Origin of the sequence: Labrys sp. (in: a-proteobacteria) (genome assembly GCF_047605565.1) — a bacterium.
Lineage (GTDB): Bacteria > Pseudomonadota > Alphaproteobacteria > Rhizobiales > Labraceae > Labrys > Labrys neptuniae.
In genome coordinates, this window is sequence record NZ_JASGFM010000006.1 from 181,882 (window position 1) to 197,391 (window position 15,510).

Annotated in this window: 15 protein-coding genes; 12 read left to right on the top strand and 3 right to left on the bottom strand. The window is 66.3% G+C overall.

All coding sequences use genetic code 11. The features are described 5' to 3' along the window. Nucleotides 1–17 precede the first annotated feature (17 nt). Nucleotides 18–677 (top strand): DUF1345 domain-containing protein, encoded by a 660-nt coding sequence (locus QM672_RS08815; RefSeq protein ID WP_311933988.1) that lies wholly within the window; start codon nt 18–20, stop codon nt 675–677. Nucleotides 678–813: 136 nt separating this feature from the next. On the opposite strand, the gene QM672_RS08820 is transcribed toward QM672_RS08815, so the two are convergent. Beyond that, a complete protein-coding gene (locus tag QM672_RS08820) occupies nt 814–1,812 on the bottom strand; it encodes a GlxA family transcriptional regulator (protein WP_082979449.1) in 999 nt (332 codons plus the stop codon). A gap of 450 nt (nt 1,813–2,262) precedes the next feature. Between QM672_RS08820 and QM672_RS08825 the strand changes: the two genes are divergently transcribed. The 5 genes from QM672_RS08825 to QM672_RS08845 are packed head-to-tail and all read left to right on the top strand — an operon-like array spanning nt 2,263 to nt 8,023. After that, nucleotides 2,263–3,513, top strand: a complete 1,251-nt coding sequence (locus QM672_RS08825) for a sarcosine oxidase subunit beta family protein (RefSeq protein WP_367623467.1) — start codon at nt 2,263–2,265, stop codon at nt 3,511–3,513. A gap of 8 nt (nt 3,514–3,521) precedes the next feature. Further along, a complete protein-coding gene (locus QM672_RS08830) occupies nt 3,522–3,857 on the top strand; it encodes a sarcosine oxidase subunit delta (RefSeq protein WP_311933986.1) in 336 nt (111 codons plus the stop codon). Continuing rightward, nucleotides 3,854–6,856 (top strand): sarcosine oxidase subunit alpha family protein, encoded by a 3,003-nt coding sequence (locus tag QM672_RS08835; protein ID WP_415082001.1) that lies wholly within the window; start codon nt 3,854–3,856, stop codon nt 6,854–6,856. Before QM672_RS08830 ends, QM672_RS08835 begins: the two co-directional genes overlap by 4 nt. After that, entirely contained in the window at nt 6,849–7,412 is a 564-nt protein-coding gene (locus QM672_RS08840; protein ID WP_415082003.1) for a sarcosine oxidase subunit gamma, read from the top strand. Before QM672_RS08835 ends, QM672_RS08840 begins: the two co-directional genes overlap by 8 nt. Before the next feature lie 50 nt (nt 7,413–7,462). Further along, nucleotides 7,463–8,023: a hypothetical protein gene (locus QM672_RS08845; RefSeq protein ID WP_415082005.1), complete on the top strand. Its 561-nt coding sequence runs from the start codon at nt 7,463–7,465 to the stop codon at nt 8,021–8,023. 112 nt (nt 8,024–8,135) lie between these two features. Here the strand turns inward: QM672_RS08845 and argC are convergent, their stop codons facing one another. Continuing rightward, nucleotides 8,136–9,095, bottom strand: coding sequence for an N-acetyl-gamma-glutamyl-phosphate reductase (gene argC / locus QM672_RS08850; RefSeq protein WP_415082007.1), 960 nt, complete (start codon nt 9,093–9,095; stop codon nt 8,136–8,138). A 378-nt stretch (nt 9,096–9,473) separates the two neighbouring features. Between argC and QM672_RS08855 the strand changes: the two genes are divergently transcribed. The 4 genes from QM672_RS08855 to QM672_RS08870 all read left to right on the top strand — a co-directional run bounded on the left by QM672_RS08855 (nt 9,474) and on the right by QM672_RS08870 (nt 11,968). Then, the gene (locus QM672_RS08855; RefSeq protein ID WP_068283219.1) at nt 9,474–9,755 is read left to right on the top strand and encodes a DUF2282 domain-containing protein; all 282 of its coding nucleotides are present in this window, start codon (nt 9,474–9,476) and stop codon (nt 9,753–9,755) included. Nucleotides 9,756–9,834: 79 nt separating this feature from the next. Continuing rightward, nucleotides 9,835–10,698, top strand: coding sequence for a DUF692 domain-containing protein (locus tag QM672_RS08860; protein ID WP_415082009.1), 864 nt, complete (start codon nt 9,835–9,837; stop codon nt 10,696–10,698). After that, nucleotides 10,698–11,453: a putative DNA-binding domain-containing protein gene (locus QM672_RS08865; RefSeq protein WP_415082011.1), complete on the top strand. Its 756-nt coding sequence runs from the start codon at nt 10,698–10,700 to the stop codon at nt 11,451–11,453. The genes QM672_RS08860 and QM672_RS08865 overlap by 1 nt, the downstream gene beginning before the upstream one ends. A 20-nt stretch (nt 11,454–11,473) precedes the next feature. Next, nucleotides 11,474–11,968, top strand: coding sequence for a DoxX family protein (locus QM672_RS08870; protein WP_149252836.1), 495 nt, complete (start codon nt 11,474–11,476; stop codon nt 11,966–11,968). Nucleotides 11,969–12,254: 286 nt separating this feature from the next. Here the strand turns inward: QM672_RS08870 and QM672_RS08875 are convergent, their stop codons facing one another. After that, nucleotides 12,255–12,863 (bottom strand): CGNR zinc finger domain-containing protein, encoded by a 609-nt coding sequence (locus tag QM672_RS08875; protein ID WP_367623460.1) that lies wholly within the window; start codon nt 12,861–12,863, stop codon nt 12,255–12,257. 165 nt (nt 12,864–13,028) lie between these two features. Here QM672_RS08875 and QM672_RS08880 point away from each other — a divergent pair, with 165 nt between their 5' ends. Further along, nucleotides 13,029–14,327: an MFS transporter gene (locus tag QM672_RS08880; RefSeq protein WP_415082014.1), complete on the top strand. Its 1,299-nt coding sequence runs from the start codon at nt 13,029–13,031 to the stop codon at nt 14,325–14,327. Between the two features lie 67 nt (nt 14,328–14,394). Beyond that, nucleotides 14,395–15,456 (top strand): threonine aldolase family protein, encoded by a 1,062-nt coding sequence (locus tag QM672_RS08885; RefSeq protein WP_415082016.1) that lies wholly within the window; start codon nt 14,395–14,397, stop codon nt 15,454–15,456. Nucleotides 15,457–15,510: the final 54 nt, after the last annotated feature.

Here is a 15,510-nt window from a genome sequence, read left to right on the forward strand (position 1 = left end):
CAAGCAAGGTTTCCGGGGTGAGGCATTTCCTGCGTCCGCTGACCGCCAGGCCGGTCCTGCTCTGGAGCCTCGTCGCCGGCATGGCGCTCGGTCTCGTGATCCCGGGCCTGCCCTGGCTCGAACGCCTGCTGGCCGGGTGGTGCCTGACCATCGTATTCTTCGTCGTCATCGTCAGCTACAGCCTGTCGCGCCTGCCGCCGGGGCGCTTCGCCCATAAGGCCGATTCCCTCGACGAAGGGGCGGTGACCATCCTGGTCCTGTCGATGCTGGCCGCGGCCCTCAGCTTTGCCGGGGTGATCGTCGAGCTTCAGGCGACCAAGGACCAGGCCGGCGGCGACAGCCTGTCCCTGCCGTTGATGGTGGCGACCATCGTCTGTTCCTGGTTCTTCATCCACACCATCTTCGCCATCCACTATGCCCATATCTACTATAATGACGGCGGTCGCCCGGGTAAGCCGAGCCTGGATTTCGGTGGCGATCCCGAGCCGCCGGATTATTGGGATTTCGTCTATTTCTCAGTGGCGATTGGCGCTTCTTCGGCGACATCCGACACCAATCTGCGCTCGCGGCTGATGCGCCGCATCGTCGCCGCGCATGCGGTGTTCTCGTTCTTCTTCAACGCCACCATCCTGGCCCTGGCGATCAACATCGCCGCCGGGCTGCTGGGCGGGAATTGACGGGATCGGCAGGCAGCCGCATGCCAGGAACGGTCGGTCGCCGCCAATGCTGTGGGCAGCAGTCGACACAGCAACCGGCATTGCAGCGGTGGCCGCAAGGCCGGAGAGACCGACCATCTGGCTGTGAAGCCGCGGCTCAGGCGATGGCTGTCGCCACGTTGCGCTCGACCCGCATGCCCTTGCGTTCCTCGGACGGCGTGCGGTCGAAATGCTCCGAATAGCATTTGGAGAAATGCGAGGCCGAGACGAAGCCGCAGGCCAGGCCCACCGACAGGATCGGCATCGAGGTCTGGCGCAGCAGCTGGCGGGCGCGGTTGAGGCGCATTTCGAGGTAGTAGCGGGTCGGCGTGGTGTCGAGGTAGCGCTGGAACAGCCGCTCGAGCTGGCGCGGCGACAGGCGCACCGTGCGGGCGAGCTGGGCGCAGGAGACCGGGCGTTCGAGGCGCTTGTCCATCTCGCCGATCACGGCGAGGAGCTTGGGATGGGAGACGCCGAGGCGCGCGCGCAGTTCCATGCGCTGGCGCTCATGGGAATCGCGCATGCGGTGGTGGATGAGTTCGTCGGTGACGAGAGCGGCGATCACCGCGCCCTTCTTGGCCGTGATCAGCGCCAGCATCATGTCGATCGAGGCGGTGCCGCCGGCGCAGGTGAAGCGGTTGCGGTCGATCTCGAACAGTTCCTGCGTGGCGTCGATCTCGGGGAATTCCTCGCGGAAGCTGTCGTAGTTTTCCCAGTGGATGGCGCAGCGATGGCCGTCGAGCAGGCCGGCCCGGGCCAGGATATAGGTGCCTGTGCACACCGCACCGATCGAGACGCCGTAGAAGGCGAGCTTGCGCAGCTTGGCGATCAGCGGGCCGTGATCGTATTTCTGCACGTCCATGCCGGAACACACGATGATCTCCGGCATCGGCCCGACATCGCCATAGGAACCGTCGACCGCCAATGCCACGCCGTTCGAGGCCTCGATCGGCTGGCCGTCCGGCGAATAGAGCCGCCAGGCGAAGGCCTTTGCGCCGGTGACGTAGTTCGTCAGGCGCAGGACCTCCACGGCCGCCGCGAAGGCGATCATCGAGAAATTCGGGGTGAGCAGAAAGCCGACGGTATGCGTGGCGCCGATATCCGGCCGGATATTCATACGCGATTCTCCCTAGAACCTCCGCCGGGGGGCCGGCGGTACGAAGCGTGACGGAGGCGGGAAAGCGCACCGGATGGGGCGCTTGCCCTCGTGATGGCATCGGGCATCTGTGCGCCCATTATGGTCAAACGCGACGGTTGCGGGGCGGTTTGTACCGCATTGTCCGAAACGACGAGGCAGGACGATATTGCGACATTTTTTGAAGAATTCTGATGTGGGCCCGACCATATGTCGCGTTTAATGTCGTAATTTGACAAATGTGAGATATTGGGATGCGACCCAATGGTCAAATACTATCCCAAATGCGTCCTATTGAGGACTTAGCGAACAGGGCCTTTTGTGCAATTTCTTCCAATGCGACAAAAGGCGCGTCGCTTCCGTGCTAGACTGGTCATCGGCGGGATGATGATAGTCGCGCCATTCAAGACTCCATCCAACGGGCGGCAACACGTGCGGTTTTCTGTCTTTTCCCTGGCGCGCAACGCGCTGCGTGGTCATCAGGACTGGCCCGAGCAATGGCGCTCGCCCGAACCGAAGGCCAGCTACGACGCCATCATCATCGGCGCTGGCGGGCACGGCCTCGCCACGGCCTATTACATGGCCGCCGAGCATGGCATGACCAATATCGCCGTGCTCGAAAAGGGCTGGCTGGGCGGCGGCAATACCGGCCGCAACACCACCATCATCCGCTCCAACTATCTGTGGGAGGAGAGCGGCAAGCTCTACGACCACGCGATGAAGCTGTGGCAGAACCTGTCCCAGGTGCTGAACTACAACGTGATGTATTCGGCCCGCGGCGTGATGATGCTGGCGCACAATGTGCACGACATCCAGGTCTTCAAGCGCCATATCCATGCCAACCGCCTGGCGGGCATCGACAATGAATGGCTGACGCCGGAAGAGGCGAAGGAATTCTGCCCGATCCTCAACATCTCCAAGGACATCCGCTACCCGATCATGGGCGCCGCCCTGCAGCGGCGCGGCGGCGTCGCCCGCCACGATGCGGTGGCCTGGGGCTATGCCCGCGCTGCCGACGCTCTGGGCGTCGACATCATCCAGAACTGCGAGGTCACCGGCATCCTGCGCGATCCCTCCGGCGCCATCGCCGGGGTGGAGACCTCCAGGGGTACGATCCGCACCAAGAAGCTCGGCGTGGTCGCCGCCGGCCACACCTCGGTGGTGATGGACATGGCCGGCGTGCGCATGCCGCTGGAAAGCTATCCGCTGCAGGCGCTGGTGTCCGAACCGCTGAAGCCGATCATGCCCTGCGTGGTGATGTCCAACACCGTGCACGCCTATATGTCGCAATCGGACAAGGGCGACCTCGTCATCGGGGCCGGCACCGACCAGTATGTCTCCTATTCGCAGACGGGCGGCCTGCACATCGCGGCCCACACGCTCGATGCGATCTGCGAACTCTTCCCGGTGGTGCGCCGTACCCGCATGATGCGCAACTGGGGCGGCATCGTCGACGTCACGCCCGACCGCTCGCCCATCCTCTCCAAGACCCCGGTATCAGGGCTGTTCGTCAATTGCGGCTGGGGCACGGGCGGCTTCAAGGCGACGCCGGGCTCGGGCCACGTCTTCGCCCACACGGTGGCGACGGGCGAACCCCATCCGATCGCCGCTCCCTTCACCCTCGATCGCTTCCGCACCGGACGCCTGATCGACGAAGCGGCCGCTGCCGCCGTCGCGCACTGAGGACCGTCATGCTGCTCATCCGCTGCCCTTATTGCGAACAGGATCGCCCGGAACTGGAATTCCGCAACATGGGCGAGGCCCATATTGCCCGCCCCGCCTTCGCCGACAATCCGACGGACGAGGTCTGGGAAGGTTTCCTCTACACCCGCTCCAATCCCAAGGGGCTGATCGCCGAGCGCTGGCGCCATGTGCATGGCTGCGCGCGCTTTTTCAACGCCGTGCGCCATACCGTGACCGACAAGTTCGTGAAGACCTATAAGCAGGGCGAACCCAAGCCCGATCTGGCGGCCCTGGCCGCCGAACTTGCCGCCGCTACGCCCTCCAACACGGAGGCGCGCGCGTGACCGCCTCCCTCCGGACAGCGGCCGGCGGCCGCATCGATCGCGCCAAGCCGATCAACTTCACCTTCGACGGCATCGCCTATCAGGGCGTGCGCGGCGATACGCTGGCTTCCGCCCTGCTCGCCAACGGTGTGCACCTGATCGGGCGCTCGTTCAAATATCATCGGCCTCGCGGCATCATGTCCGCGGGCTCGGAAGAGGCGAACGCGATGGTCACGGTGTCCCGGGACGCCGGCCGCACCACGCCCAATCTGCGCGCCACGCAGGTCGAGCTCTATGAGGGCCTCGTCGCCACCAGCCAGAACCGCTGGCCTTCGCTGAAATTCGATGCCGGTGCCGTCAATGACGCGATGTCGCCCTTCCTGGCCTCGGGTTTCTACTACAAGACTTTCATGTGGCCGCAGAGCTTCTGGAAGAACGTCTACGAGCCCCGGATCCGTGCTGCCGCTGGCTTCGGCGAGGCACCCAAGGTGGCCGACCCCGATCGCTACCTCAACCGCTTTGCCCATTGCGACGTGCTGGTGGTGGGTTCCGGGCCGGCAGGCCTGGCAGCCACCATCGCCGCGGCCGAGACCGGCGCCTCGGTGATCCTGGTCGACGAGCAGGCCGAGCTCGGCGGCTCCCTGCTCTCGGAGACCACGGCGACCATCGAAGGGCGGGCGGCACGCGACTGGGCCACCGACATCATCATGTCGCTGGCCCTCAACGATCGCGTCCGGCTGATGCCGCGCACCACCGCTTTCGGCTGGTATTCCGACAATTTCGTCGCCTTGGCCGAAAGGCTGACCGACCATGTCGCCCAGCCCGAGGCCCGCACGCCCCGTGAGCGGCTCTGGCAGGTGCGCGCCAAGCAGGTCGTCATCGCCGCCGGCGCGATCGAGCGTCCGCTGGTGTTCCCGGAGAACGACCGGCCGGGCATCATGCTGGCCGACTCGGCCCGTACCTATGTCAACCGCTACGGCGTCAAGCCGGGCAACCGGGCGGTGGTGTTCACCGCCTGCGACAGCGCCTATCAGGCCGCGCTCGACCTCAAGGCCGCTGGCGTCGACATCGCCGTGATCGCCGACATCAGGCCCGATGGCGGCGCCCTGGTCGGCGTTGCCAGGGAGGCCGGCATTCGCGTCAGCCTCGGCGCGACGATGATGGGCACCAGCGGGCGGCTGCGCGTCAATGCAGTCAGGCTCGGCCGAGTTGGTACCGATGGCACCGTCAGGGACCGGGAGACGGTCTCCTGCGACCTCGTGCTGATGTCAGGCGGCTGGACGCCGACCGTGCATCTGTTCTCGCAGTCGCGCGGCAAGCTGCGCTACGACGAGGCCAAGCAGATCTTCGTGCCGGGCTTTGCCCGCGACGAGGAGCGTTCGGCCGGCGCCTGCCGCGGCGTGTTCGATTTCGGCGCGGTGATCAATGACGGCTTTGCCGCCGGCCACGAGGCCGGGCGTGACGCCGGCTTCGACAAGGGCGCCCTCAAGACCTTCGACGTCGCTGGCGAGACCTCTCAGGATGGGTTCTACACCGGGGCGCTGCCGCATGACCGCAATGCCAGCCGGGTCAAGGCCTTCGTCGATTTCCAGCATGACGTCACCGCCAAGGACATCAAGCTGGCGACGCGCGAGGGCTTCCGCTCGATCGAGCACGTCAAGCGCTACACCACCACCGGCATGGCGACCGACCAGGGCAAGACCTCCAACATCAATGCGCTGGCCATCGCCGCCAAGGCTGTTGACAAGAAGGTGCCGCAGGTCGGCCTGACCACCTTCCGCCCGCCTTATACGCCGACCACCTTCGGCCTGTTCGCCGGCACGGCGCGTGGCGACCTGTTCGATCCCGTGCGCAAGACCGCGATGCACGAGGCCGAGGTCGAGATGGGCGCTGATTTCGAGGATGTCGGCCTGTGGAAGCGCGCCTGGTACTATCCGCGCGCCGGCGAGAGCATGCATGACGCTGTTAACCGCGAATGCAAGACGGTGCGCGACAAGGTCGGCATGTTCGACGCCTCCACCCTCGGCAAGATCGAGGTGGTCGGCCCGGATGCGGCCGAGTTCATGCACCGCATCTATGTCAACCCGTTCATGAAGCTGGAGCCGGGCCGCCTGCGCTATGGCATCATGACCCGCGACGACGGCTTCGTCTATGACGACGGCGTGGTCGGCCGCATGGCGCCAGACCGCTTCCACGTCACCACCACCACCGGCGGGGCGCCCCGCGTGCTCTCGCATATGGAGGACTACCTCCAGACCGAGTGGACCGACCTCAAGGTCTGGTTCACCTCCACCACCGAGCAATGGGCCGTCATCGCCGTGCAGGGCCCCCATGCCCGCGACGTGCTGGCGCCTCTGGTCGAGGGCATCGACATCTCCAAGGACGGCATGCCGCATATGTCGGTCAAGGAAGGCCGCATCTGCGGCGTTCCCACCCGCCTGTTCCGCATGAGCTTCACCGGCGAAGCCGGCTTCGAGGTGAACGTGCCGGCCGCCTATGGCCGGGCCGTCTGGCAAGCCATCCATGCCGAGGTCGTCAAATATGACGGCTGCGCCTATGGCACCGAGGCGATGCATGTGCTGCGCGCCGAGAAGGGCTACATCATCGTCGGCCAGGACACCGACGGTACGCTGACCCCGGATGAGGCGGGCGTCGGCTGGGCCGTGGGCAAGGCCAAGGCCGATTTCGTCGGCAAGCGTGGCCTGATGCGGCCGGACCTGCAGGATCCCAACCGCAAGCAGTTCGTCGGGCTCCTCACCGTCGATCCCGGCGTGGTGCTGGAAGAGGGGGCGCAGATCACCGAAGTGGCGCAGCCCGCCCTTGGCGAGCATGCTCTCGGCCACGTCACCTCGGCCTATTGGAGCGCCAATCTCGGCCGTTCCATCGCTTTGTGCAATCTGGAGCGTGGCCGCTCGCGCTATGGCGAGACGGTCTATGTGCCGATGCCCGGCGGCTCGATCGCCGTGAGGGTGGTCGATCCGATCTTCATCGACAAGGAAGGAACGCGGCTCAATGGCTGATATCGCAACCCGCCGCGATCCGCTTGACGGCATCGCGCCGATCACCGCCCGCAGCCGCCTCACCATCGAGGCGGCGCCGCGGGGCGCCCGCCTGGCGCTGCGCGGGCCGGACAGTGCTGCCGTCGCGGCCGGCCAGGCCTTCGGGCTGGCGCTGCCGACCGCTCTCAATACCGCCGCCACCGACGGCACCCGCACCGCCTTCAAGCTCGGCCCCGACGAGTGGCTACTGCTCGCGCCCGAGAATGCCGAGGCCGAGGCCTACGCCGCCATCGAGGCGGCCGTGCAGGAGCCGCATTCGCTGGTGGATGTCAGCCATCGCAATATCGGCATCCTGGTCTCGGGTTCGCTGGCTGCCGATGTGCTCAATGCCGGCGTCATGCTGGACCTCGACCCCAAGGCCTTTCCCGTCGGCACCGCCACCCGCACGCTCTACGCCAAGGCGGAAATCGTGCTGTGGCGCAAGGGCGCGAACGACTTCCACGTCGAGGTCTGGCGTTCCTTCACCGATTACCTGTATGGGCAGCTCGAGCAGGCCGCGCGGGAATATGTGAAATAGAGCGGCACAGGCACTGCCCCAACGCTCGCGGGCTGCATTGGGGAGAGAAGTTGACCCCCGGCAAGATCCATATCCACGAGGACGATTGGGGGATGCGCTCCCTTCATCCCTTGATGGCGCTTGCCCATTACCGGACCGACCTGGACAAGGCCGCCCAACACGCCGTCGATCATGCTGCGCCCGGCGGCACGGGCTGGACGGACGTGCATGTCATTGCCAATGCTCCCGAGGAGCAGGCGCAATTCGCCACCTTGACGCCGGAGGCTTTCGGCGCAGCTCTGGCTTTTCTTCCCCGGGTGATGCAGTTCAACGCCACCGCATCGGCCGGTTTCGAGAAACATGACGAATGGGGCTATTACAATTCGGAGGCCCTATGTTTCGGTCACGATGCGGATTTCTATCTGATATGTACCCATGATGCCGGCGTCATTCGGGAAATCTTCTTCGAACTGTCTTCGCCGGACGAGGTACGGCTCGGGTTTTTCCGCGAGGCTCTCTCACGGCTGAATGCCATTGAGCCGCTCTGTCTGGTCGACTATTGGACCGACACGGTGCTCGATGCCGCTGACGAGAAGGCGCTGGACGCCTATTGCCGGCTGCTCTCTGAGTAGCTGAGACCGGGTCAGGCGCTCGTTGCCGTCCCAGGGCACGAGATTGCCGTTTCCTGCCACGTCGCGATGCACGCCCACCGAGCGTAGAGAAGGAGCAGTCGCTACCGCCGGCTCAGACGCCCAGCATCAGCTGGATGTTCTGCACCGCGGCACCGGAGGCGCCCTTGCCGAGATTGTCCAGCCTTGCCACCAGCACGGCCTGGCGATGGGCTTCATGCGGGAACACGCGAAGCTCCAGCCGGTCGGTGTCGTTGAGCGCTTCCGCTTCGATCTTGGCGGCACCGTCCAGCGGCTCCACGCTGACCAGCCTGGCACCGGCATAATAGTCGGCGAGGATGGCGTGGAGGTCATCAGCCTTCGGCTTGCCCGGCAGCGTGTCGAGATGCAACGGCACGGAGACCAGCATGCCCTGGCGGAAATTGCCGACGGACGGCACGAAGATCGGCCGGCGGGTCAGGCCGGTATAGGCCTGCAGTTCCGGCACGTGCTTGTGCTCCAGCGTCAGGCCGTAAAGTTCGAAGGAGGGGGCGGTGCCGGCCTCGTAGGCCTCGATCATCGACTTGCCGCCGCCGGAATAGCCGCTGACCGCATTGACGGTGACGGGATGGTCCTGGGGGATCACGCCGGCATCGACCAGGGGACGCAGAAGGGCGATCGCGCCGGTGGGATAGCAGCCGGGATTGGCGACGTGGCTCGCCTTGGCAATGGCCTCGGCCTGGCCCGGCGCCAGTTCGGCAAAGCCGTAGACCCAGCCGGGCGCGACCCGATGGGCGGTCGAGGCGTCCAGAACCTTGGGCTTGCGGCCGTCGAGCTCGCCGATCAGCGCCACCGTTTCCTTGGCGGCGGCGTCGGGCAGGCAGAGCACCACGAGGTCGACCTCGGCCAGCAGCGCCTTCTTCGCCGCGACGTCCTTGCGCAGCTCGGGCGCGATGCTGCGCAGGGCAACGCCCGCCACCGACGCCAATCGCTCGCGGATGCCGAGGCCCGTGGTGCCGGCTTCGCCGTCGATGAAGACGGTACGCACGGCGCCGGCCTGGTGCGGCTTTTCGGCGAGATCGGAGAGGGCGGCCATGTCTGGTCCTCCTTGAGGAGAGGCGGGCTGTCGGGAATGCTGGCTATATCGGAGCAAGAGGTGTCACTGTCAATGCTGGAGCGCATTCCGGGTGCGCGGGGGTCTCGCCCGCTCTTGGAATCGCCGTGCTTCCCGGGAGGGAAGAACGGGCATCCCGAAATCGCGGCGCCGCCATCACTTTCAAATCCGGCGGGTAACAACCTACGCCGTGGTGACGAATATCGTTACAGCGGCTGGAATCACATGTTTTAGCGCAAAAAGTGTGGTTTTCGGCACGCTCACTTGATTTGGCTCCGATGCCGGAGCGGGTCATAGTCAAGGCCATGCGGAGCGGCAACCGGCCGTTTCCGCCATATCCTGCAACAGAAGGAAACTCCCATGTCCGTGTTCACCAAGGCCAGCACTGCTTTCGCTCTTGCCGGCGCCGTCGCCAGCGCCGCCGCTTTGCTGTCGGCTCCCGCCAAGGCCGACGACTCCAAGGAGAAATGCTACGGCGTCGCCCTCAAGGGCCAGAACGACTGTGCGGCCGGTGCCCATTCCTGTGCGGGTACCTCGACGATCGACTATGACGGCCAGTCCTTCAAGCTGGTGCCCAAGGGAAGCTGCGTCACCATGAAGACGCCGACGGGTATGGGCTCGCTGACGCCCGTCAAGAGCTGATAGCTCGCACGAGACATGCGAGGGCCGCCCGCTACGGCGCGGCGGCTCCCGCCTTCCCTCTGCCCCTTCGGAGAACGCCATGACCGATCCCGCCAGCACGACCCTGCCATCGCGCGCCGGCGCCGGGCTCAAGCCGGAGCATGTCGAGACCATTCTCGCCACCCGGCCCGACATCGGCTTCTTCGAGGTCCACGCCGAGAATTACATGGGCGCCGGTGGCCCGCCGCATGCCCAGCTCCGGGCCATCTGCGAAAACTACGCGCTGTCGCTGCATGGCGTCGGCCTGTCGATCGGCGCGGCCCGGCCCCTCGACAAGGAGCATCTCGCCCGGCTGAAGGCGCTCGAACAGCGCTATCGCCCGGCAAGCTTTTCCGAGCATCTGGCCTGGTCGAGCCATGAGGAAGTCTTCCTCAACGATCTTCTGCCGGTGCCCTATACGCCCGAGACCCTGCGGCGCGTCTGCGACCATATCCACGAGGTGCAGGAGACGCTGGGCCGGCGCATGCTGCTGGAGAACCCCTCGACCTATCTCCTGTTCGAGGAGAGCACCATCGAGGAGACCGATTTCCTCGCCGAGATCGCCCGGCTTACCGGCTGCGGCCTGCTGCTCGACATTAACAATGTCTTCGTCTCCGCCACCAATCATGCGACTTCGCCCGAGACCTATCTCGACCGCTTCCCTCTCGGCCTCGTCGGCGAGATCCATCTCGCCGGCCATGCCGAGACAGTGGACGATGCCGGTGCGCCGCTGCTGATCGATGCGCATGACCGGCCGGTCGCCGATCCGGTCTGGGCCCTCTATGAACGCGTCATCGCTCAAGCCGGGCGGCTGCCGACCCTGATCGAATGGGACAATGACGTGCCGGATTGGCCGGTGCTGGCCCGCGAGGCGGCGCTTGCCGAGGCCGCGATGGCGCGGGTCATGCGAGCGAGGGCCGCCTGATGCTCGCGAACACGCAATCCGCGTTCCGGCTGGCGGTGCTCGACCCGGCCGCCGCGCTGCCGCAGGGGCTGGCCGCCCATAATGGCGTGACGCCCAACCGGCGCTTCGCCATCTATCGCGACAATGTCGCGCTCGGCCTCGCTGCGGCGCTGGAGAGCCGCTTTCCGGCTTCGATCGCCATCGTCGGTGCCGACTTCTTCCGGGCCCTGGCCATCCGCTTTGCGCGCGAGCATCCGCCGCGCTCGCCGCTGCTGCTCGATTATGGCGATCAACTGCCGGCCTTCACCGAAGCCTTCGAGCCGGCGCGGGAGGTCGCCTACCTCCCGGATGTGATGCGCCTGGAGATTGCCAGGGCGCAGGCCTATCACGCCGCCGATGCCGAGCCGGCCTCGCCGGCAGCGCTCAAGGGCCTCGATCCTGCTCGTCTGCACGAGGTGCGGGTCGAGATCCATCCGGCGGTGCGCCTCCTGCGCTCGGCCTTTCCGGTGGCGACGATCTGGCAGATGAATGCCGGCGGCGAGGCACGGGAGATCGTGGATTGGTCCGGCGAGGACGTGCTGGTGACCCGCCCCAGGCTCGACGTCGAGGTGCAGCTCCTGCCGCCGGGTGGTTATGCCTTCCTGGCCGCCCTGCGCACCGGGCACCCCTTGGAGGCGGCGGCAGAGGCTGCTTTTGCCGAAGCCCCCGATTTCAACCTGGCCGCCGCCATTGCGGGGCTGGTTGCGGCCGGTATCGCCTGCCGCTTCGAGATCTGAACCTGCCGGAGAGTGTTGCCATGACTCGCACGACATTCGCATCTCCCGACCCGGCAGCGCCGGGATTGGCGGATCGGTTGATCCATCTTTTCACGCTGATCCCGCATTGGCTGATCGCCCTGATCGCCCGCATCGCCTTGTTCCGGGTGTTCTGGTGGTCGGCGCGCACCAAGGTGGCCGACGGCACGCTGTTTTCCCTGTCGGACAGCGCCGTCTATCTCTTCCAGGAGGAATACAAGCTGCCGCTGCTGCCGCCGGAGCTCGCCGCCCATCTGGCCCTGCTGGGCGAAAGCGTGTTCTCCATCCTGGTCATCCTCGGCCTGGCGACGCGGCTCGGCGGCCTCGGCCTGTTCGGCATGGCGCTGGTGATCCAGCTCTTCGTCTATCCCGACCACTACAACGAACACCTGCCCTGGATGGTCTGCGCCCTCTATCTCGCCAAATTCGGTGGCGGCTTCTTCTCCCTCGACGCCCTGATCGCCCGCTGGACCGGCCGCAAGGTTGCGTTCGCCTGAGGCGGGGGTGCGATGGCTGCCGGGGGCCGTGGTCTTGTTGGTGCCGCGCTGCCCCTCACCTCTATCCTCTCCCCGCAAGAGCAGGGCGAGGGGACGCAGGCGTTGCGATCGATGCTCAGACTATGCATCTCGCCCGACGGTTGGGCGAGACAGCACGTTTTCGGTGAGGCGTGACCGGCCGAGGTCTCCTCGCGCGTCCTTACGGGGAGAGAATAGAGGTGAGGGGCTGCGCAACCGTCGTGGGCGGGCATGGGCAATCACCGGTCAGCTGTCAGAGACACTCTGCTCAGCCTGCATCCTGCCTGACCTTGGCATAGTGCCGGCTGGCCTTGGCGCGATTGCCGCAGGTGGCCATGTCGCACCAGCGCCGGGTCCCGCTCTTGCTCTCGTCGAGAAAGAGGAAGCGGCATTCGGGATTGGCACAGCGCCGGATGCGGTATCGCGCGGCGGCGGGAATGAGATCGCCGGCCGACCACAGCACCGGGGCGAGCAGATGTGCCGGCGAAGCTGCGAAAGGCCCGACATGCCAGGCATAGCCGTCCGTCGTGCGCACCAGGCGGCTGCGGGTGGGAGCCTGGGCGATGGCCTGGGCGAGAGCGGCGAAGTCGCGCTCCTCGACGGCTTGTTTCTCGGCGATTGCGGCCAGTGCACGATAAAGGGCTTCGCGCAGCCGGATCGCCTCGTCGAAGAGGCGGTCGGCATCATCAGGATGTTCACCGGCCCAGCGGCCGGCCTGTTCGATGCGTTCGCCCGCCTCTCCACCGGTCCGCTTCGTCCAGGCGAGCAGATCCGCCACGCCGTGCAGCCGCTCGACCGGCGTCTCCCGTCCTCGCCAGGAACGGGTATTCGCGAAGGCGATGCACAGGTCATCGCGCACCGGTGAAATCAACGTCATGGCATCCCTGCGAGCCCAGGCCGGTTCCGGCTGGCCGGAACACGGGAACGGCAAGCCTGAAGGAATTCTAACCGCCTTGGGGGTTGACAGTCAACGCGGCCGGTTCGACAATACTAACCATCATGATGGTTATATAGACACCGAACCCACCGCGAGGAGGGCGCCATGGACCGCGACACCAGCGCCGCACTGACAGGAAACGGCCGCGCTTTGGGGGGGACGTCTCCCCGGCAGGCGGAGACCGCGAGTGCCGGGGCTGGCGTCCCGCTCTGGGCGATGCTGGCGGCTCTCTCGGCGGTGGCGGCCATGAGCCAGGCGTTCCGCACCGTCGCAACTCTGTTCGCCGGCGAACTCAAGCTGGAATTTGGGGCCTCCACCCAGGAGATTGGCCTGTTCGCCGGTGCCTTTCATTTGTCCTTCGCGCTGGCGCAGATCCCCATCGGCGTGGCCCTCGACCTGTTCGGACCGCGCCGTACCGTCTGTGCCGCCTTCCTGCTCGCCTGCCTCGGTGCGCTGGTCTCCGCCCTCGCGCCCAATCTGCCCGTACTGATTGCCAGCCAGGTTCTGATCGGCGTCGGTTGCGCGCCGGCCTTCCTCGGTGCCATCGTCTTCGTCACCAACCGCTATCCGGCCAGGCAATTTGCGCGGCTCTCCGGTCTGGTGCTGAGCTTCAGCGGCATCGGCATGTTGATGACCGGCACGCCGCTCGCCTTGGTGGTGGAAACCTGGTCGTGGCGGGCCGGCTTCCTGGCGCTGGCCGCGCTTTCGATCCTCGTTCTCGTCGCCAATGTCCTGCTCGTCCGCGACGAAGCGCCTGCGCCGGGACGTGGCCGCCCAAACCTGTCCGTCGCCTTCGCTGAGATCGGGCCGCTTCTCGCGCAGAGGCATACGCTTGGCATCCTGCTGCTCGGCGGTGTCTCCTATGCGGCCTTCCTCACCTTGCGCGGCCTGTGGGCCGTGCCGATGCTGATGGACCGGCACGGCTTCGGCCTCGTCGTCAGTGGCCACATCATGCTGGCGACCTCGCTCGCAGCCCTGCTCGGCCCGCCCGTTTTCGGCCTGCTCAAGCCCGGCAATCGCGGTCGGCGCTGTTGGATCGTCGCTAGCGCGGCCCTTTACATGGCCGCCTTTGCGGCCCTGGCGGGACAGTCGTCGAGCCTCGTCGATATCGCCGCGGTGGTCCTGCTCGGCTTCATGACCGGCTATTTCATCCTGCAATATGCCGATGTCCGCGCCGCCTATGCCGATGCGGTCGCCGGCCGGGCCTTCGCCGTGTTCAACACCGCCATTTTCCTCGGCGTCGCCGTGATGCAATGGCTGACGGGGCTGGTGGGATCCTTCGCTGCGGCCCGGGATGCCGATCCCTACCTGCCCGTGTTTGCGGTGATCATCGTGCTGTTGGCCGCCGGCATCGCCAGCTTCGTCCTGCTGCCCTGGCCGCGCGGCAAGGGCTGGGAGCGCTGACGCGTCGCACCGGAGCGCTTGCCTCTTCCCCCTTGCGCATCAGGGTCGGAGCGCTCTACTTCAAGGCATGAATTTTGCCAGCGACAATTGGGCTGGAGCCAGCCCCAGGATCATCGAGGCGCTTGCCCGCGGCGCCGATGGTATCGCCCCTGCCTATGGGCAGGATGATCTCACCCGTGAATTGAAGGCACGCCTGGCCGATCTGTTCGGTCGCGAGGTCGGCGTGCTCTTCGCCGCCACCGGCAGTGCCGCCAATTCCCTGGCCCTGAGCGCCCTCAGCCCGCCTTATGGCGCTGTCTATGCCTATGAGGAGGCGCATATCGTCGGCGACGAGGCCGGCGCGCCGGAGTTCTTCACCCAGGGTGCGCGCTTGGTGCCGATCGCCGGCGCCGGGGGCAAGCTGACGCCGGCCGGGCTGGAGGCTACGCTGGCGCGTGGCTCCGGTTCGGGCTCTGCCATTCCAAGGCCTGCCGTGCTGTCGATCACCCAGGCGACGGAAAGCGGCACCGTCTATCGCCGCGGCGAGATCACGGCCCTGACCGAGATCGCCCGGGCACGCGGCCTCAAGGTGCATATGGATGGCGCGCGCTTCGCCAATGCCTTCGCCTTCCTCGCAAAGGCCGATGGCATCAGCCCGGCCGACATCACCTGGAAGGCCGGCGTCGATGCCCTCGCCTTCGGCCTCACCAAGAACGGTGCCCTGATGGCCGAGGCCGTCCTGCTGTTCGAGCCGGAGAAGGCCGCCGAGCTCGAATGGCTGCGCAAGCGCAGCGGCCACGTCGTTTCCAAGGCCTGGCCGATCGCCGCCCAGTTCCTGGCCATGCTGGAGAACGACCACTGGCTCGATCTTGCCCGCCACGCCAATGCGATGGCGACGGCTTTGTCGCAGGGCCTCGTCGCGGCAGGTCATCGGCTCGGCTATGAGACGCAGGCCAACGAAGTCTTCGCCGTCCTGCCGAAAGCGATGATCGCCCAGTTGAGGCAGGCCGGCGCCCGCCTCTATGAATGGCCCGTCCATGGCCTGCCCGCCGACCGCCGGCCCGCCGACGATGCGGACCTGGTACGCCTGGTCACCTCCTTCGCGACGAAAGGGGAAGAGGTGGAGAGGTTCCTGGCCCTAGCGGGGTAGGGAAGCAGGCGAGGCCGTTGCGCAAAAAGCTGACCTTGCAGGAAGTCAAGCTCT